We start from the raw sequence: 18,553 nt of genomic DNA, 5'->3' as shown, positions 1-18,553 counted from the left end.
TTGCCGGGAGCCGTTCCGCCACCTGCCTCTTCATCCGTCTCTTCATCCGTCTCTTCATCCGGTCCTGTCGATTTGCACACCCCGGTCGAGAACGCGGAAATCCCCTCGCGCACGAACCGTCCGGGATTCGCACGAACGGTCGGACGGGATGCCCAGGAGTTTCCCCGGCCGTCGCCCCCGACCGCCTCACCCGCCTCGGCAGGTCACCTCGGCCGGGCCGCCTCGGCACGCCGCTCCAGCGCCGTGACCGGCGGCGTTCGCCTCGTGTTCCCCCCGCACCGCGCGATCCGCGTGCACTCCTGCCGTCCTGCCCGTCACTCGGGCATTCCCCCGTCGTCGACGGCACCGGCGGTATCGACGGCATTCGTCCTTTCGTCGGACGGATTCCCTGTCGCCGCCTGAACGGAGAAATTCCGGGTAAGCGCGACACATAGACGCAACGCACAGACGCGGCACATGGACGTGACGCATAGACGCGACACGTGCACAGCCGAAGCGGGTCCATCGGCATGAGAGCGGTTCACCGGCGTGGAGAAAGGACCTGCGATGACGAGGCCGACCGCAGCGCCCCACGAGGAAACCTCCGCCCCACGGCGGACCGGACGGACCGGGCGGTCGCGAACGACGGCGGCCACCGACGCCCCGCTCTCCGCCCGCGTCACCAGCGTGCACCGCATGTCCACGCGGTCCCGGTCCGACCCGGCCGAGCGCGCTCCCCGTCCGCACGCCCGGGCAGGCCGCGCCGCCCGGATCCTGCGGGTGTCCCCCGACTGGTGGCCCGCCCTGCGCCGGACACCGGTGTCGATGTGGCGCGACGACGTCTCCGACCACGCCGCCGCCCTCACCTACTACTCCATCCTGGCGGTGCTGCCCGCCCTGCTGGTCACCGTCGTCGCGTTCAGCCTGATCAGCCCGGACACGGCCAGGACGTTCATCGCCCACGTCGCCGCCTACGCCCCCGGCCAGTCGGGCGCCGAACTGCACGATGTGCTGGCGCGCACGCTGCGGGACGACTCGACGGCCTGGACGCTGCTGTGCGCCGGCACCGTGAGCGCGCTGTGGTCCGCCTCCAGCTATCTCGCCGTCTTCCGCCGCGCCCTGCACCGTATGCACGGCACCGCCGACCGCCGCTCCCCCTGGCGCAAGGCCCACCGCACCGTGCTCACCGCGCTGCTGCTGCTCGGACTGCTCGTCGTCAGCGCCCTGGTGATGGTGCTGACCGGACCGGTCGCCGAGGCCGCGGGCCGCTTCCTCGGTCTCGACGTGATGGCCGCGTGGGCGTGGGGCCTGCTGCGCTGGCCGCTGCTGCTGTGTCTGGTGGCGCTCCTGGTGGTCGTCGTCTTCCACACCGGGCCCGTGTCGGCCCGTCGGCGCGGCCACAGTCTGCCGGGCGGTGTGCTGGCATCCGGTCTGTGGCTCACCGCCTCCGCGGGCTTCGCCGTCTACGCCTCCGCCATGAGCGCCTACAGCCGCCTCTACGGTTCCCTCGCGGGCGTCGTGGTGTTCCTGATCTGGCTGTGGATGTCCAACCTCGCCCTGCTCGCGGGCGCCCAGTTCACCGCCGAGCTGAACAAGGAGTCGGCCGTGCCCCGGGGCCCGGAAACGGCGTAGCACCCCGTTCCCGGATCCCTGGAACGGCATGACGCCCCGGACGACTTGTCGCCGGGGCGCCCATCGCCACGGTGGCCGCTTTCTTACACCGCCGCGATGCCCTCCACGCCGGACCCGGCGAAGGAGGGAAGTCCGGTGACGGTGGCCACCTCGGTGAGTAAGCCGGCCCGGCCGACACGGAACGCGTCGATGGTGCCAGAAGTCCCCACCGGCGGGGACGGGAAGTCCCCACCGGAGCACTCCGTCCGACGGTCGGTCAACCGCTGTCCGCGCACCCGCCTGCTCATCCCTTGCTCCTCGGGCTCGGCCGCCACCCCGGTTCGGATGCGGGCAGAGCCAGAGTTGTCCACGAGGAGGGTGGGGCGGAAGAGGTTCGGACGCCGCGTCAGCCACTCGTAAGGACTCGGGGTCCGGTGCGGAGGACGGACGGTCGCCGGTCGCAGCCGCGGGCGGGCGTGCCGGGTCACGCGAAACGTGTGGTGACCAGGCCTTGCCAGGGAGGGTGCGGCTGATCCATGCTCGCCGCGTGCGCAGCAGTGGACGAAAGGACGCGGCACGAATGACGAGGGCGTATGCCCGCCGTGCCCGGCCCGCGGGTCCACGGCGATGTACCGGCGGCAGCGGGCCCGCACGGTCCTGAGGTCCTGACGGCCGGGCCGCTCCCCCTCCTCCCCGGGGCCGGCCGTCCGCCTCATGGACACCTTCCCGGCGGGGCGATCCGAACCCCACGGGCGAATCGTCTCCCCCGGGCGGCCCCGCGGACCGCCTCGCCCGGCCGCGGACCGCCTCGGCCGCCACCGCGGACATCGCGGTCCGCACCACAGCACGCACATCGCCCCCACACCGTTCAGGACGACCATGCACGAGTCGACACCCGCCGGCCCGCCCGCGGCCGCCCCAGGGGAGCCGCCCTCGCCCGGCCCCGCGTCCCCGGCCGCAGGACCTCCGCTGCCGCGCTCGGTGCGGATCGGCTACGGGCTCGGGTCCCTGGCGACCGGCACGTTCGGCACCGTGCCGGGTCTGATCCTGCTGTACTACCTGACGGACGTCCTCGCGGTCCCCGCCGCACTGGCCGGGGCGGCCGTGTTCCTGCCCAAGGCCTGGGACGTGCTGATCAACCCCCTGGTCGGCGCGGCGGCCGACCGCAGCAGGCTCCAGGGCGGTTCGCGCCGGCCGTTCCTGCTGGCCGGCGCGCTCACCCTGCCGCCGCTGTTCGCGCTGCTCTTCGCCGCGCCCCCGCTGCACGGCATCGGGGCCGCGGGCTACGTGGCGGTGCTGTTCCTGCTCGCGGCGACCGCGTACGCGGTGTTCCAGGTGCCGTACGTGACCCTGCCGGCCGAGATGACCGAGGACCCCGCCGAGCGCGGCCGGGTACTGGCCTGGCGGGTGGGCTTCCTCGGGGTGGCCATCCTGCTCTCCGGTGCGCTGGCCCCCGCGATCGCCCACGCCGACGGCGACACCCCCGGCAGTTACCGGACCATGGGCGTGGTCGTCGCGGCCTTGCTGGCCGCGGGCATGCTGGGGGCCTGGCGTGCGGTCCGGCGCGCTCCCACGGTGGCGCGCAGCGAGGCGGAGCCGTCCCTGCGCGCCCAGTTGGCGGTCGCCCGCGACAACCCCGTCTTCACCGCACTGGTCGCGATGTGGACGGTGCAGGCGCTGGCGGTGGGCGTGATGCTGGCGGGCGTGCAGTACTTCGCCACCTACGTCGTCGGCTCGCCGGAGGCCGTCACCCCGCTGTTCGCCTGCATGATCGGCCCACTGGTGCTGATGATGCCGTGGTGGAACCGCCTCGCGCGGGCGCATGGCACGGTGTTCGCGCAGTGGTGCGCCTCGCTGCTGTTCACCGGCGCGGCCGCGCTGGTGTTCCTGACCCGCTACACCTCCCCCTGGGTGGGGTACGTGGCCGTGGCCCTGGTCGGGGTCGCGTACGCGGGGCTCCAGTTGCTGCCGCTGACCATGCTCGCGGACACCCTGGCCGCGGACACGGCACGGACCGGACGGCGCCGGGCCGCCACCTTCACGGGCCTGTGGACCGCGGCGGAGACCCTGGCCCTGGCCCTGGGCAGCGGGGTGTTCGCCGCGGTGCTGGCGGTCACCGGCTTCCGCTCCTCGGAGGCGTCCGAGGAGGTGGCCCAGCCGGCCGCGGCCCTCGTCGGCATCAGCGCCGGGATGAGCCTGCTGCCCGCGCTGCTCTCGCTCGCCGGCTGCGCCCTGCTGGCCGTGTACGCACGCCGGTCGGCCGCGGCCCCAGTCCCAGTCCCGGTCCCGGCCCCGGTCCCGGCCCCGGAGGACCCGCCCACCACACCCGCCGACCCCGCAACACCCGCACCGAACGCCACTGCCCAGAAAGGGACCCGCCGTGTCCGCTGAACCCGCCCCCTCCTCCGCCGCGCTGCCGGACGGCCGGTCCGCGCAGGAGCTGCTGGCCGAACTGCGGGAGCTGCGTGCCGGTGACGCCCCGACCCGGGGCGGCCACACGTTCGCCTACGTGTACGACGCGGGGCTGCCGGGTCTGGACGAACTGGCCGGCGCCGCGTACGGGGCCTTCGCCACCGTCAACGGCCTGGACCCGACCGTGTTCCCGAGCGTGGGCCGGCTGGAGAACGAGGTCGTGGGGGCGGTGTCCGCACTCCTCGGCGTCCCCGGCACGCAGGGCACCTTCACCAGCGGCGGCACCGAGTCCATCCTGCTGGCGGTGAAGACCGCGCGGGACCACGCGCGCGCGGTGCGCGGGGTCACCCGTCCCCAGCTGGTGCTCCCCTCCACCGCGCACGCGGCGTTCCACAAGGCCGCCCACTACCTCGGGGTGGAGACCGTGGTGGTGCCGGTCCGCCCGGAGAGCTTCCGCGCCGACGCCGGGGCCGTCGCGGCCGCGCTGACCGACCGCACCGTCCTGGTGGTGGCGTCGGCGCCGTCGTACGCGCACGGGGTGATGGACCCGGTGGCGGAGATCGCGGCGGCGGCAGCGGAGCGCGGGGTGCTGTGCCATGTGGACGCCTGCATCGGCGGCTGGTTCCTGCCCTTCCTGCGCCGCACCGGCCGTACGGTCGCGCCGTTCGACCTCTCGGTCCCGGGCGTGACGTCGCTCTCGGTCGATCTGCACAAGTACGGGTACGCCGACAAGGGCGCCTCGGTGATCCTGTACCGGGACGGCGAGCTGCGCCGCCACCAGTACTTCGCGCACGCCGGCTGGCCCGGCTATCCGGTGGTCAACCCGACGATGCAGGGGACGAAGTCCGCGGGGCTCCTGGCCCAGGCCTGGGCGGTGCTGCGGCACATCGGCGACGACGGATACACCGCGCTGGCCCGCCGGGTGGCCGACGCGGCCGACCGGCTCGTACCGGGGCTGCGGGCGGTACAGGGCATCCGGGTCCTGGGCGAGCCGTCGGGCAGCCTGGTCGCGTTCACCGTCACGGACGCCGACGGCGCGCCCGACCTGTCCCTCGTCCTGCACCTGGCCGACGAGATGCGCGAGCGCGGCTGGTACCTCCAGCCGCAGCTGTCGTACGACGGTCTGCCGCCGAACCTGCATCTGACGCTGACTCCGGCGACCGGCGACCGGGTGGAGGCACTGCTGGCCGATCTGGCACCGGCGTTGAAGGCGGCACGCACGGCCGGTCCGCTGACCGTCGATCCGGGCCTGGTGCGACTCGCCGCCGAGCTGGACCCGGACGCCCTGACGCCCGAGGAGGTCGCCGGGGTGCTGGCCTTCGCGGGCCTGGGCGAGGGGGCCGGACTGCCGGCGAGGATGGCGCCGGTGCTGGCGTTGCTGGACGCGCTGCCGGGGCGGCTCAAGGAGCGGTTGCTGACCGAGTTCGTGGGGACGCTCTTCCGGATCTGAGCCGCCGTCGGGCGCACCGCGTGCGGTGCCCTCCGGGTCAGCCCGACCCGGAGGGTACGACCCGGAGGGCACGACCCGGAGGGCACGACGCGGAGGGCACGGCTCAGCCGCGGGCCGCGTGCCCCGACTTCGGCTTGCGCCCGTTCGGCCACAGGCGCGGCTTCCGCTTCGCCGCGATGTCCTCGATCCAGCCGGTCGCCAGGATCATCAGGCCGATCAGGGGCCAGACCAGGACGAACATCCAGAGGTTGTACGTCGAGTCGAGGATCGCCGAGGCCCGCTCCCCCTCCATGATGGGGAGGTTGTAGGCCAGATCGATGATCGGGACGGTGGCCAGGATCAGCAGGTTGTGCCACAGGTAGATCGTGACCGCCCGGTTGTTGGAGAGGGTGATCAGCTTGTCCCAGCGGGCCAGCGGCCTGGGCAGTTCCTGCCAGGACGGGGAGTACTGGAGCAGGATCACCACGAACCCGAACGACCAGGCCGCCTGGGCCAGCGGGATGTCGTTGAGGTCCCAGCCGTCGGGTCCCTTGTGACCCGATGCCCACCACAGGCCGAAGGCCATGAGCAGCGACGAGCAGGAGATCGCCACGTAACGCGGGATCCGGCTGAGCAGTCCCTCGTGGTGGGCGAAGCCCAGCACCCAGCAGCCACCGTAGACGGCGAAGTCGGTGACCGCGTTGCCGGTCTCGCCGGGAATCTTCACGACCCCGGTGCCCACCACCGCCGTCAGGGCGAGCGGCGCGAACAGCGTCGGCCAGGGCGCCCTGCGGAACGCCCACAGCAACAGCGGCGAGGCCAGCACGAACCACAGGTAGGCCCGCAGGTACCAGAGCACCTCCGCGGCCTGGACCGCCCAGGTGTCCTCCAGCAGTCCGGACCGGGAACCGAGATGCCAGGGGAAGGGGGGCGCCCCGAACGGGACGACGTAGTCGAACAGCTCGACGACGCCCCAGGTCCCGCCGAGGTCCGGGTCCTTCGCCGGGTTCCAGCCGGCCGCGAACATCATCGCCAGCGCGACCGCGCTGAACGCCCACAGCGGCGGCAGCAGCCGCCGGATCCGGCTTCGGACGACGCCTGCCGCCGGACGCTTCAGCGAACGCGCCATCAGCGAGCCCGCCAGCGCGAACATCACCCCCATCGAGGGGAACAGCACGGTCAGCCAGGCCCAGCCGAACAGGTGGTAGACGACCACGCGGACCAGGGCGATGGAGCGCAGCAGGTCGAGATAGCGGTCTCGTCCCGGTTTCCCGGAGCCGGCCGCGACGGGCTGCGGTGCGGGCGCCGCGGCGGCCGGCACCGGCAGGACGCCGACCGTCCGCTGCCGCGGGACGCCGAGGGCCGGTGTCCGCTCGGGGCCGGTCCCGGCCCCGGTGATGGGTCCCTGATTCATGCCACGGGCCTCCGATCGCCGCCGTCGCCGGTCCGTTGGTGCGGCACCGCGCCGCCGGGCGCTTCCACGACGCCGGTGCGGCGCAGCTTCTGCCAGCGCAGCCGGCCGCCGGTCAGGGCCGTGATCCAGGACTGGAGCAGGACGACGTACATGATCTGTCGGTAGAAGATCTGCTGAAGGGGCAGGGAGAGCAGGTGGACCATGGACTCGCGGTCGAGCCGGAAGGCGTAGGCCGCGCACACCACCTGGACGGCGAGAACGCCCAGCCAGGCCACGATGGTCTTCTGGGTGGGGCCGAAGACCACCCCGTACAGCAGGAAGACGTCGATGAGCGGGGCCAGCAGCGGGGCCAGCACCATGAACAGGGAGACGAAGGGCAGGCCGACGCGGCCGAAGCGGCCGGACGGGCCGCTTTCGACGACGGCCCTGCGGTGCTTCCAGATCGCCTGCATGGTGCCGTATGACCAGCGGTAGCGCTGGGACCACAGCTGCTGGACCGACTCCGGGGCCTCGGTCCAGGCGCGGGCCTTCTCCGCGTAGACGACCTTCCAGCCGTCGCGGTGGATGGCCATGGTGATGTCGGTGTCCTCGGCGAGGGTGTCGTCGCTCATGCCGCCGACGCGTTCCAGCGCGGAGCGGCGGAAGGCGCCGACCGCGCCGGGGATGGTGGGCATGCAGCGCAGGACGTCGTACATCCGGCGGTCGAGGTTGAAGCCCATCACGTACTCGATGTGCTGCCAGGCGCCGATCAGCGAACTGCGGTTGCCGACCTTGGCATTGCCCGCGACCGCGCCCACCTTGGGGTCGGCGAAGGGCTGCACCAGCTCGCGGACGGTGGCCGGTTCGAAGACGGTGTCGCCGTCCATCATCACGATCAGGTCGTACCGGGCGTTGGCCACACCGCGGTTGAGGGCGGCGGGCTTGCCCGCGTTGAGCTGCCGGATCACCCGCACGTTCGGCAGCCCCATGGCCTCCACGATCCGGGCGGTGCCGTCGGAGGAACCGTCGTCGATGACGATCACCTCGATGGGGTGCTCGCTCGCCATCAGCGAACGGACCGTGTTCTCGATGCACTTGGCCTCGTTGTACGCCGGGACGAGCACCGACACCGGTTCGGTGACCGGCTGCGGACCCCAGCGGAAGTCACGGCGGCGCACCTTGCGCGCATGCAGGGCCGACAGCAGCAGCATGAGCACGAACCGGCTGATGACCAGGCCGCCGATCACCGCGAGGCCGACCACCAGCACGTCGGTGATCCCGTCGGAGGCCTGCACCAGGAAGGTCCAGGTCCTGCCCTTCCACAGGTCGAGGCCGGTGACGGGCGTGTGGGCGCTGGGCGCTCCGAGGGCGTCCGTGAGGTTCTCGAACTCGTAGCCCTGGCTCTGGAGTTGCGGCAGGAACCGGTCGAGGGCCTGCACGGTCTGGTGGCGGTCGCCGCCGGAGTCGTGCATCAGGACGATCGCGCCCTTGCCGCCCTTGGGCGTGGCCCGCCGGATGATCTCGTCGACGCCGGGCTTCTTCCAGTCCTCGCTGTCGGTGTCGTTGACGACGGTGAGGTAGCCGCGCGAGCCGATGTACTCGGTGACCGGCCAGGACTTGTCGTCCATGGCGTCGGCGAAGGACGAGTACGGCGGCCGGAACAGCGAGGTCCGGATGCCGGCCGCGCCCGCGAGCGCGAGCTGGTTCTGCGACAGCTCCCAGTCGATGCGGCTCTTGGACTGGTAGGAGAGGTCGGGGTGGTTGAAGGTGTGCAGGCCGACCTCGTGTCCCTCGTCGACCATGCGCTGGACCAGGTCCGGGTAGCGGGAGGCCATGGTGCCGGTGACGAAGAAGACGGCGTGCGCGTGATGCTTCTTGAGCACGTCCAGGACCTTGGGGGTCCAGGTCGGGTCGGGGCCGTCGTCGAAGGTCAGGACCAGACGGTGGTCGGGCACGCGCAGACTCGCGGTGCGGCCGCTGCGGGTGTCGATCACCGGCCCGCCGTCCAGGATCTTCTCCGGGACCCGGTCGGACGAGGCCTCGGGCCGGATACGGTGATCGGCCAGGATCTCGCTGTGCACATAGCCGCGCAGCATCAGCATCGCCATCATGGCGACCAGGACGAGCACGGGCAGCAGCAGGCGCATCGGCAGGCGGCGCCGGGAACCGGCGCGGGCCTCGGCCGCGACCCGGCCACGGCGGTCAGGGGATGCCATCGGAAGTGGTGCTCCAGGGACAAAGGACGGACGGGGCACGCGAAGGTGTCAGGAGGCGGGCGTCGCCGGGTTCGGGCCGCCGGCGGGTGCGCCGAGTCCGAGGACGTCCACGGCGGTCGGTGACGGGTTGCTCCCACCGGTGCCCGACGCGCTCACGGTGGGCGAGGCGGCGGGGGGACGCGACGAGGCGGCCGGAGGCGTGGTCACCGCGGAGCCGGCGGTGCTGTGCGTCGCGTGCACGGACGGCTCGGGGAGCAAGGACGCGGTCGATCTGCTCGGGCCCGAGGTGGGGCCGGGTGTCACCACGGCGTCGCCCGTGGACGGTTGTGTGGCGGCGTCCTGCGCGGCGTCGGCGCTCGGCGTGGCGTCGGCCGGGTCCGAGGGCTGCGCGGACTGCGACGGCACCGACGAGGGCTCGACCTGGCTCGCGGGCACCTCGCCGTCCTGCGCGGGCACGGGCAGCCAGGGCGCGTTCGAGCTGCCGGAGACCAGGGTGGCGACGATGACGACCGAGTAGACGGCACAGGCCACACCGATGGCCATGCCCAGCCTGCGCAGCCAACGGCTGCGCCGGCCCGACTCGTCGACGAAGACGGGGCTGCCGTCGCGGTCGTCCGGGCGGCCGTTCAGGGTGGGGTTCTCGGGGGCCGGCCAGCCGACGGCGGCCATCTGCACGGTGAGTTCGTGCGGGTCGTGGAGCGGTTCGTCCGATTCCTCGACCGGGGCCTGGGCCTGGGCCGGAACCGGGGCCTGCGTCCGGGCCGGGGCCGGAGCGGGACCCGGATCCGCGAGCGGGAGGCGCGCCGCCCGGCTGTTCGGCATGGCGACCGTCTCCGGAGCGGCGGACTGCCTGGACTTGTTCAGGTCCGCCAGGAGTACCCGGGTCTGCGCCGTGTCGCTCTGAGGCGCCCTGGTCCGCTCCGTGTCGATCCGGCCGTCGGCTCCGGTCCGTTCGGCCGGACCGGCTTCAGGCCCGGACGCGTCTTCCGCCTCTTCGGATACGGCGTCTTTCCGCCACATGTTCACGTACCCCATCCCCCACGGAACTGTCGTGGATGTGCGCACAGTTCCGAGCGCATCTCGGCCGCACCAGGCCCCCGCCTGCCCCGAGCATCTCCGTCCACCTGATGCTGGACGCTAAACCTAGCTCACGTGTACGAAGCGTGTGGTTTATGTTCGAGAGGTGAACAGTAACGGATGTTCAAAGGTGTCTAAAAACTGACCCTGGCAGGAACTTGCTTCACAGCGGACGGCGATGCGCCTTCCGAACAGGCAGGAAACGGGAGGGAACCGGACGGAGAGGACCGTTCAGCCCTGCGACCCCCGGTCGGCGCGGGCCGCCATCCAGTCCCGGTAGTGCGTGGGGGCGATACGGGAGCCCTCGGGCGCGACCAGGACGTCGCCCTTGGGGACGGCGAACATCCCGGCGGTGCCGTCGGTGACCACATGGCCCGCTCCGCCCTCGGCCGCGAGGGTGATGCTCCCCAGCTCGTCGAGGGGGAAGACCTCGGGGCCCGCGACGTTCAGGGTGCCGTTGAGCGGCGCGCCCATGGCGACGTCGGCCACCGCGGCCGCGACGTCGTCGGCGGCGATGGGCTGGAGCGGGGTGCTGGGCAGCCGGACGGTGTCCCCGTCCGTGGTCCAGGACAGCACGGCGTCGACGAACTCCATGAACTGGGTGGCCCGTACAACTGAGTAGGGCAGGCCGCCGGCCTTGAGCAGGTCCTCCTGAAGGACCTTCGCCTGGTAGTAGTCCAGCTCGGGCACCCCGTCCGCGCCCACGATGGACAGCACCACCACGTGTCCGACGCCCGCCGCACGGCTCGCCTCCAGCAGGTTGCCCATCGACGTACGGAAGAACTCGGGCGAGGCTTCGTCGAAGGTGGGCGAGTTCGTCAGGTTGACGACCACCTCGGCCTCCGCGAGCGCTGCGGCCAGCCCTTCGCCGGTGAGGACGTTCACGCCCGTCGACAGGGAGAACGGCGTCGCCTCGTGACCCTGTTCCTTCAGGCGGGCGACCACACGCGAGCCGATCAGACCCGTACCGCCGAGAACCGCGATCTTCATGTCCGTTCCTTTCGTCGTGGGTCACCGCCCGTCGCCGTCCGGCGTCACCGACGAGGCCTCCGGCGCGGGCGGTCGGGGTGTGCTGCCCTGCGTGCCGCATAGCCGAGGGGCAGGTAGCGGACGCGCTCGGGCAGCAGCGGGAAGAGGGTGCGCAGCACCGCGCCGAACCCGCGCAGCAGGCGTTCGTCCCGGGGTGTCCAGGCCAGGCCGAGACGGTCCCGGGCCACGGGCGGCAGCAGCCCCACGGTGACGAACACACGCAGCCGGGTCAGCGGTGGGTGCAGCACCGGCCACAGCAGTCGTACCGGGGCGGATGCGCCCGGGGGCGCCGGGACGGGGCGCCTCGGGTCGAGGAGTTCCCTCGCCACCGGCGTCATCTCCAGTTCGTCGCGGACCATCGCGTCGAAGTACGCCCAGTACGCCTCGGGGTTCTCCGGCATGTCGCGGTCCTTGATGCCGAGGATGCGTCCGAGCTGCCGGAGTTCGTCGTAGAGACGGAGGCTCTCGGCGGGCGTCAGGGGCCGTGCGAGGTATTGGGCGGCGCGCAGGAAGACGGCGTACGCGGTGGCGTGGACCCAGGAGTAGCAGGCGGGGGTGAGTGCGTGGTAGGGGCGGCCCCGGGTGTCGGTGCCGTTGATGGTGCGGTGCAGCCGGCGCAGCCGGCGCCCCTCCTCGGCGGCGCGCTCACCGCCGTAGATCCAGAGCTGGAGCGACTCCAGGGACCGGTCGAGGCGCCCCCAGGGGTCGGTGCGGAACACGGAGTACGCGTCGACGCCCGCGCCGACCGCCGGGTGCGCGACCTGGAGGACGAAGCCGGCGGGCAGCGAGAGCAGCAGACGGCGGTCACCGGCGATGTCCCAGAGGATCGTCTGCGGGGTGAGCGGGTCCGGTTCCCCGCGGGCGGTCCTGGCTTCCGTGTCGGTCACGGTCCTCACCTCGACAGAGCGGTCCTGACGCCTCCGCCTCTCCGTGGTGCCCGGAGCGGGCCACCGGGAAACATTTACCACTTCTTTATATCGCAACCCACCACACACCACAGCCCCACTCGCCCCACCCGTCCGGCCCGCTTCGCGGCGGCGTCGACGGAAGCCCTCCGTCCGGTGATTACCGTTGGTTAACGTCACCCCATGGCTGAGACTCAGAACCCTCAGGATCGTCAGAACCCTCAGGACCCTCAGACCCTTCACCAGCGGTCCGGCGGACTGCGTTCCGCCCCGCTCGGACGCTTTCTGGCCGCCGTGGCGGGGGCGACCGCCCTGGTCGCCCTCAGCGTCGGCGTCGCCCTGGCCGCGGGCTCGGACGACGGCTCCGGTCCCGTCCCCTCCGTGTCGGGCACGGTCTCGGTCGACGGGGGACCCGGCGACAGCGTCGGGGCGGACACCACCGGTGGCGACACCGGCAACACGATCGACGGCAGCAGCGAAGACATCACCGGGGGCACGTCGGACGGCGGGAGCACCGGAGGCGGCGGTCCGACGCCGTCGTCCACGACGCCTGACGACCCCACGGTCCCCCCCGAGCCCACCACCTCGGGCGAACCCTCCGCACCGGGCGACCTGGCCGACCTGGAGCGACGCATCACGGAACTCGACAGGAAGGTCGACCAGCTCCCCACGAAGCGGGAACTGGCCGACGCGCTGCGCGCCTTCGCCGACGAGCTCGACCGGGCGGGCGGACCGTCCGAGCCCGCCAACTGATCACCGGACCGGCGTACGACCGGCACAGCGCCGCCCGGCCGTGGAGGTCCGGTCCTGGAACGCCACGAAAGGCCGGCCACGTACGTGGTCGGCCTTTCGTCTCCCGGCGTGGTCGGGTCACCAGGAGGCGTAGGAACCCTCGGGACGGCTGTCGTCCGCGGCCGGGGCGGCGGAGTCCGGGTACTGCGGCTGCGACTGCGGCGCTTCGTAGCCCTGCGGCTGCGGCACCTCGTAGGGCTGCGGCTGCGACGGCTGCCGCGGCTGCCACTGGGAGACCTCGAACGCCTGCGGCATCTCGAACGCGGGCGCCGACACATAGGTCGTCGGCTCCTCGTCGCTGACCATCATGTCGGGGTCGAACATCACGATCACCGCCGCGACCAGCAGGACGATGAAGGGGCCGACCAGCATGAGCAGGAGGAACCCGAGCAGGCTCGTGGACGACTGCGAGGACTCGATCACGCCGTCGACATGGACGGACACCGCGGACATGCCGGTGTAGTGCATACCGGTGACGGCGACTCCCATCACCAGACTCGCGGCCAGGGTGGACCAGAGTCCCTGGATGGAGACGGCCGCCCAGAGGGCCGCCGTCGCGGCGACGACGGCGATGACGACGGACAGCACGACGGTCATCGCGTCGTACTCGATGGAGCCGTGGGCGTCCATCGCCGCCATGCCGAGGTAGTGCATCGCCGCGACGCCGACACCGGTGATGGTGCCCGCGATCGCGAGATTGGAGCGCGACGCACCGCGGTACCCGACGAGGAAGACGCCGACGGCCACGACGGCGATCGCGACGGCGAGGCTGAAGAGGGTGAGTCCGGAGTCGTAGCTGACCAGCGCACCGCCGACGCTGAAGCCGATCATGGCGATGAAGTGCATCGTCCAGATGCCGCAGCCGATCGCCACGGAACCCAGCAGCAGCCAGTTGGCCTTGCGGTCCGAGCGCCGCAGCGAACGTGTCGTACAGCGCAGTCCCAGCGCGGCCCCCAGACAGGCCATGACGTACGCCGCGATGGGTGTCACGGCGCCGTAGTAGAAGTTGGAGACGTCTGCGGTCATGAGGTGTTCCTTCAACTGCGTGGTGGCACAGGGCTGCGGTGAGCCGGACGGCGGGTGGGCCGGCACAGTGCCGTGCGACCGCTCCGCCCGGTGTCCCGGAGCCGCGACGGGCCCGGACCGCTGCCCGGTCACTGCGATCGGGAGGGCCGGGGCACCAGCACGCGCGGCGGCACCTGACCGGGTTCGGTCGGCGGTTGTCGCCGGCCGCGTCGTGGATCGGTCAGGCCGGGTGTGCACTGCGTCGCGCGGAGGCCCTGACGAACGGTCAGAGCACCGGCGCCGGACGACCTGTGCGCCCCACCTGCTCGATGTGTTTACAAGTTAAACACACGCCTCTCACTCGCCTCCCACCCCTCTCCCCCGGCTCGCCGCATCGATACGCGGACCGGTGGAGGCGTTTGTCCTTGTCTGGCCGGATCGATCCCCGTGTCCGGGGCCCGCCGCTGGTCAACAGTGCCACGCGATAAGGCGAATGCCCGTAGAGAACCGACTCGCACCGACTCACGACCCATGACCGTTTACTCACCTTGACGGTGATTTCAGCGCGCCTCGACCTACTCGGCCTCTTGGTCCTGAACGACTCCGGGCGGCAGCTCAGGCATGGGCGTACGGGACGCGCCGGTGCCCTGGGTCAGCCCGTGTTCCGGGTGGTGCCCGGCGCCGCGAGGGCCGGGTCCAGGCCCGTTCTCAACAGGGTCAGGTAGTGGCTGAGATGGGTGGCCGCGTCGAGCATGGCAAGACCGCGCGCCCGCAGCCGCAGCTGCCAGTCGTCGAGGGCGCTGGACAGGGCGTCGCCGCCGTCGGCCGTGCGGATCTGCTCGACCACGGTGGATATGTGGTCCAGCGGGTATCCCCCACGCCGCAGGAGATGGGCGAGTTCGGCGTCGCGGATGTCGCTCGGCCGGAAGACGCGGTATCCGGTGGCCGGGTCGCGTGCGGGGCTGAGTATGCCGACGTCCTCCCAGTTGCGCAGGGTGGCCGGGGTGACGCCGAGCCGGCGCGCGAGTGCGCCGATGGTCCGCGGGACGGGGGCCGTCGGGTGCCGCGGGCCGGCGTCGGACTCCGCCGTCAGGTGGTCCACCGCTCTCCTGACGGCGTCGAGGGTGTCGCGGTCGCGCAGCAGCTGGCCGTGGCCACGGTCGATGATGGTCAGGGCGCCGTCGAGCTCGTCGCCGTGGAGCGCGTTCATGATCTGGCCGCCGGCCGAGTAGCCGTAGCCCGGGATGAGGGAGAGGTAGACGCGCAGCGCCGCCACGTGCAGCTCGGTGTAGATCCGGTACCCGCTCCGCGTGCGCTCGGCGGGCGGGATGAACCCCTCCCGCTCGTAGTTGCGGACCGCCTGGGCGGAGAGTCCGTGTTCGCGGGCGAGATCGGATGGTCGCAAGATGATCACCGGTTTTGAGTCTTCCAACATGACCGCAGGGTCAAAGTTCTCAGAAGTCTCAATGGTTGTTCAACCGAACAGGGAAAGAACCCGATTCGGGACATGCGTGACTTCGTCACCGCGCTGCGGAGCGCACCGCCGCCGAACCTCGCGCCACAAAACCCGGTCTCAGGGCGCCTCGAACAGGGTCGGGAAACGGGGTGCCAGCCAGGGCTTGCGGCCCCACACCAGGATGCGCCCCTGGGCGAGCGCTCCCCACTGCTGACGGCGGCCGAGGGCCATCAGCAGGAAGGTGACCGGCTCGATGTGGATGGTGCAGTCCGGGCGGGCCGGCAGCCCCGGCTCGACGGACACCTCGCCGTCGGACAGGGTCACTCCGAAGCGGCCGCCGCTCCACAGGCGGATCGCGTAGCGGGCCGTCAGCCCGGCCGTGCGGGCGGGGACGGTCACCCGCGGCATGGCCGTGATCAGGAACGGCAGGGTCAGCTCGGCCCGGGCACGGTCGATCATGTGCGGACGGCCCAGGGCGCGGGCGAGGTCGTAGCCGTGGCCGAGCATGTGCGTGAGCAGGTACGAGCCCAGCACCTGCGGGGTCATCGGGCCCAGCGGGCTGACGAGGGTCCCCTCGGCCGCGGTGCCCTCGTCCCACGCCTTGAGGTAGGCGTCGGCATGCTCCACGATCATCGCGGCCAGCGGCCCGGCCCGGCGCTCGTCGAAGGCGGCGAGCGCCTGCTCGTTGGCCGCGGCGAGGCTCTGCGGTGTGCCGTCCCCGTAGCCACGCGGGCGTCCTGCGGCGATGTCGGCCATCAGTTCGTTGGCCTGCGCCAGGTGTGCCGCCGCCTCCCCGACGTTCCACTGCGCCCCGGGTATGGGAAGCCCCATGTCGGCGTCCTCGCGCAGCAGTGCGGCGATCTCCTCGGCGGTGTCCCGTATGGCCGCGCCGAGCCCCTCGGGCAGCGTGCCTCGTACGTCCTGCCCAGCCACTGGTTCCACGCCGTTCCCGTCCTCGATCTCGTGCGGTGCCGTGCCGTGCCGTGTGCGGGCGCGACCGGTGGGGCGCACGCATGACGGATCAACCGGGAGTAGACCAGGCGACGACGCCCGCGACAAGACTCGCGGGCGGACGGCCGCGGACGGGCGGAGGTGCGGCGGTGTCCGTCCCGCGGGCGGTCCGACGCCGGTGCCCGCGGGACGTCTAGGGTGCGGGGATGAGTTCGAACCGCTATCTCTCCGATCTGTTCTCGCTGGACGGCCGGGTCGCCGTGGTGACGGGCGGCAGCTCCGGCATCGGCCGGGGCATCGCCGGGGCTCTGGCCCGGGCCGGCGCGCGTGTGGTGATCGTGGCCCGCAGGGAGTCCGAACTGTCCGCCACGGTCGACGAGTTGACTGCGGACGGCTGCCGGGCCGCCTGGGTGAGCGCGGACTTGGGCACCCGCGAGGGGGTACGCGCGGCGGCGGAGCGGGCGGCCGCGGTCTTCGGTGAGCCGGACATCCTCGTCAACAGCGCCGGGATCAATCTGCGGCCGCCGATGGGCGAGCTGGGCGAGGAGGTGTGGGACGCGACCATGGCGGTGAACCTGGAGGCGCCCTTCCTGCTGGGCCAGCGGTTCGGGCCCGGCATGGCGGAGCGGGGTTTCGGGCGGATCATCCATGTCACCTCCCAGCAGGCGCACCGGGCGTTCGTGCAGAGCGGCGCCTACGGGGTCTCCAAGGGCGCGTTGGAGTCGCTGGCCCGCTCCCAGGCCGAGGCCTGGTCGCCCTACGGTGTCACCTGCAACACGCTGGTGCCCGGCTTCGTCATGACCCCGCTCAACGCACGGCTGTCGTCCGACCCGGAGCGGGTGGCGGAACTGGCCGCGCGCACGATGGTCGGACGCAACGGTCTGGCCGAGGACTTCGCCGGTGCCGCGGTGTTCCTCGCCGGCCCCGCGTCCGGCTATGTCACCGGGCAGGCGATCTTCGTCGACGGCGGCCTCTCCGTGCACTGAGGGCTCCGGACGGGAGTGGGGCCCGGCGGCATCTGCGTGCACCGAGAGCTCAGGAGGTTCGGCCGATCGGCGCAAGCTGCCCGGGGCCGGCGTGTGGTCCGGGCCTCGGCATGGTTCGGTGGCGGCAGGAGCCGACCGGGCGTCCGGGCGGTCCCGGTCGTCGTGACGGCCCGGCGCAGGGTGCGGGAGGTCGCGGCCCTGATCGTCTCCGTGGCGTCGCGACCCTGATCGGCTCCGTGGCGTCGCGACCCTGATCGGCTCCGTGGCGTCGCGGCCCTGGCCGGCTCCGTGGCGGTGGCGCCGCCGCCCTCCTGAGGAGGAGTTCCCGATGGCCCCGGACCAGCAGCCCGTACCCCCGCGCCCCGTGGCACCGCCACCGCTGTCCGAGGCGGCCTTCCGTGACCTGTACCGCCGGTTGCGGGGGCAGGCCCAGGACGGTGCGGGGGGACGGCGCGGCACGCTGGACCTGCTGACCGCGGAGCGGGTCGTGGCGGCCGCCGCGGAGGTCCGGTGCGGCCGCACCGTGTCGCTGGCCGCCACCGTCGAGACGCACGGTGCCCCGGACTGCCCCGATCCCGCGTCCCATCGGATGACGGCTCCCACGCACGACGAGAACGGCACGTCCGGGCTCGTGTTCGCCCGGGACCGGTTCGCCATGAACGTGCACGGCGACGTCGACAGCCACCTCGACGCGCTGTGCCACGTGATCTTCGACGGCGAGCTGTACGGCGGGGTCCCGGCGAGCACGGTGACACCGGAGGGTGCGGGCGCGCTCACCCTCGATCTGGTCCGGGACGGCATCGTCGGCCGGGGTGTCCTCCTGGACGTACCACGGCTGCGCGGGGTGCCCTGGCTCGAACCCGGGGACCAGGTGACCGCCGAGGACCTCGTCGCGGCCGAGACCGCGCAGCACACCACGGTCGGGCCGGGCGACCTGCTGTTCGTGCGCCTGGGACACCGGCTGCGGCGGCGCAGCCTCGGCCCCTGGGACGTGACCCGGGCCCGGGCGGGGCTGCATCCGACGGCGATGGACTTCCTGGCCGAGCGGGGTGTGTCCGTCCTGGGGTCGGACGGCAACAGCGACGCCGCGCCCAGCGCGGTGGCCGGGGTCGCGTTCCCCGTGCATGTGCTGGCCGTCAACGCCCTGGGACTGCATCTGCTGGACTGGCTCGACCTGGAGGAACTGGTGGAGGTGTGCGAGCAGCAGGAGCGCCGGCACTTCCTGTGCGTGGTCGCCCCGCTGCGGCTCCCGGCGGCCACCGGCTCCCCGGTGAACCCGATCGCCGTGCTGTGACCCCACGGGTGCGCGGGC

General features: G+C 72.4%; 15 protein-coding genes. 6 read left to right on the top strand and 9 right to left on the bottom strand.

Annotated elements, in window-relative coordinates; genetic code table 11:
• Nucleotides 1–804 precede the first annotated feature (804 nt).
• Nucleotides 805–1,611, top strand: coding sequence for a YihY/virulence factor BrkB family protein (locus tag ACZ7OY_RS31370; protein WP_471914679.1), 807 nt, complete (start codon nucleotides 805–807; stop codon nucleotides 1,609–1,611).
• 83 nt (nucleotides 1,612–1,694) lie between these two features.
• Here ACZ7OY_RS31370 and ACZ7OY_RS31365 read toward each other — a convergent pair whose 3' ends face one another.
• Nucleotides 1,695–1,898, bottom strand: coding sequence for a hypothetical protein (locus tag ACZ7OY_RS31365; RefSeq protein WP_392617432.1), 204 nt, complete (start codon nucleotides 1,896–1,898; stop codon nucleotides 1,695–1,697).
• Nucleotides 1,899–2,469: 571 nt separating this feature from the next.
• Here ACZ7OY_RS31365 and ACZ7OY_RS31360 point away from each other — a divergent pair.
• The gene (locus tag ACZ7OY_RS31360; protein WP_471914549.1) at nucleotides 2,470–3,981 is read left to right on the top strand and encodes an MFS transporter; all 1,512 of its coding nucleotides are present in this window, start codon (nucleotides 2,470–2,472) and stop codon (nucleotides 3,979–3,981) included.
• Nucleotides 3,971–5,452: a pyridoxal phosphate-dependent decarboxylase family protein gene (locus ACZ7OY_RS31355; protein ID WP_471914548.1), complete on the top strand. Its 1,482-nt coding sequence runs from the start codon at nucleotides 3,971–3,973 to the stop codon at nucleotides 5,450–5,452. The genes ACZ7OY_RS31360 and ACZ7OY_RS31355 overlap by 11 nt, the downstream gene beginning before the upstream one ends.
• Before the next feature lie 103 nt (nucleotides 5,453–5,555).
• Here ACZ7OY_RS31355 and ACZ7OY_RS31350 read toward each other — a convergent pair whose 3' ends face one another.
• The 5 genes from ACZ7OY_RS31350 to ACZ7OY_RS31330 all read right to left on the bottom strand — a co-directional run bounded on the left by ACZ7OY_RS31350 (nucleotide 5,556) and on the right by ACZ7OY_RS31330 (nucleotide 12,033).
• Entirely contained in the window at nucleotides 5,556–6,845 is a 1,290-nt protein-coding gene (locus ACZ7OY_RS31350) for an acyltransferase family protein (RefSeq protein WP_471914547.1), read from the bottom strand.
• The gene (locus tag ACZ7OY_RS31345; protein WP_471914546.1) at nucleotides 6,842–9,040 is read right to left on the bottom strand and encodes a glycosyltransferase; all 2,199 of its coding nucleotides are present in this window, start codon (nucleotides 9,038–9,040) and stop codon (nucleotides 6,842–6,844) included. The genes ACZ7OY_RS31350 and ACZ7OY_RS31345 overlap by 4 nt, the downstream gene beginning before the upstream one ends.
• A 48-nt stretch (nucleotides 9,041–9,088) precedes the next feature.
• Complete coding sequence (locus tag ACZ7OY_RS31340; protein ID WP_471914545.1) at nucleotides 9,089–10,060, bottom strand: RodZ family helix-turn-helix domain-containing protein; 972 nt, start codon at nucleotides 10,058–10,060, stop codon at nucleotides 9,089–9,091.
• 288 nt (nucleotides 10,061–10,348) lie between these two features.
• A complete protein-coding gene (locus tag ACZ7OY_RS31335; protein ID WP_471914544.1) occupies nucleotides 10,349–11,107 on the bottom strand; it encodes an SDR family oxidoreductase in 759 nt (252 codons plus the stop codon).
• A 44-nt stretch (nucleotides 11,108–11,151) separates the two neighbouring features.
• On the bottom strand, nucleotides 11,152–12,033 hold the full coding sequence (locus ACZ7OY_RS31330) for an oxygenase MpaB family protein (protein ID WP_471914543.1): 882 nt from the start codon (nucleotides 12,031–12,033) through the stop codon (nucleotides 11,152–11,154).
• Nucleotides 12,034–12,234: 201 nt separating this feature from the next.
• On the opposite strand from ACZ7OY_RS31330, the gene ACZ7OY_RS31325 reads away from it, so the two are divergent.
• Nucleotides 12,235–12,804: a hypothetical protein gene (locus tag ACZ7OY_RS31325; protein ID WP_471914542.1), complete on the top strand. Its 570-nt coding sequence runs from the start codon at nucleotides 12,235–12,237 to the stop codon at nucleotides 12,802–12,804.
• A 117-nt stretch (nucleotides 12,805–12,921) separates the two neighbouring features.
• Here ACZ7OY_RS31325 and ACZ7OY_RS31320 read toward each other — a convergent pair whose 3' ends face one another.
• The 3 genes from ACZ7OY_RS31320 to ACZ7OY_RS31310 all read right to left on the bottom strand — a co-directional run bounded on the left by ACZ7OY_RS31320 (nucleotide 12,922) and on the right by ACZ7OY_RS31310 (nucleotide 16,246).
• Complete coding sequence (locus ACZ7OY_RS31320) at nucleotides 12,922–13,869, bottom strand: MHYT domain-containing protein (RefSeq protein WP_471914541.1); 948 nt, start codon at nucleotides 13,867–13,869, stop codon at nucleotides 12,922–12,924.
• 631 nt (nucleotides 13,870–14,500) lie between these two features.
• A complete protein-coding gene (locus tag ACZ7OY_RS31315; protein WP_471914540.1) occupies nucleotides 14,501–15,283 on the bottom strand; it encodes a MerR family transcriptional regulator in 783 nt (260 codons plus the stop codon).
• Nucleotides 15,284–15,421: 138 nt separating this feature from the next.
• Entirely contained in the window at nucleotides 15,422–16,246 is an 825-nt protein-coding gene (locus ACZ7OY_RS31310; RefSeq protein ID WP_471914539.1) for a maleylpyruvate isomerase family mycothiol-dependent enzyme, read from the bottom strand.
• A 215-nt stretch (nucleotides 16,247–16,461) separates the two neighbouring features.
• On the opposite strand from ACZ7OY_RS31310, the gene ACZ7OY_RS31305 reads away from it, so the two are divergent.
• Both ACZ7OY_RS31305 and ACZ7OY_RS31300 read left to right on the top strand, forming a co-directional pair.
• Entirely contained in the window at nucleotides 16,462–17,241 is a 780-nt protein-coding gene (locus ACZ7OY_RS31305) for an SDR family NAD(P)-dependent oxidoreductase (RefSeq protein ID WP_471914538.1), read from the top strand.
• Nucleotides 17,242–17,569: 328 nt separating this feature from the next.
• Nucleotides 17,570–18,535 carry a cyclase family protein gene (locus tag ACZ7OY_RS31300; protein WP_471914537.1) on the top strand — a complete coding sequence of 322 codons (966 nt, stop codon included), beginning with the start codon at nucleotides 17,570–17,572 and terminating at the stop codon, nucleotides 18,533–18,535.
• The last annotated feature ends 18 nt before the right edge of the window (nucleotides 18,536–18,553 follow it).

Source organism: Streptomyces sp. NPDC107559 (assembly GCF_055657365.1).
This window is presented reverse-complemented; position numbering and strand designations above follow the sequence as displayed.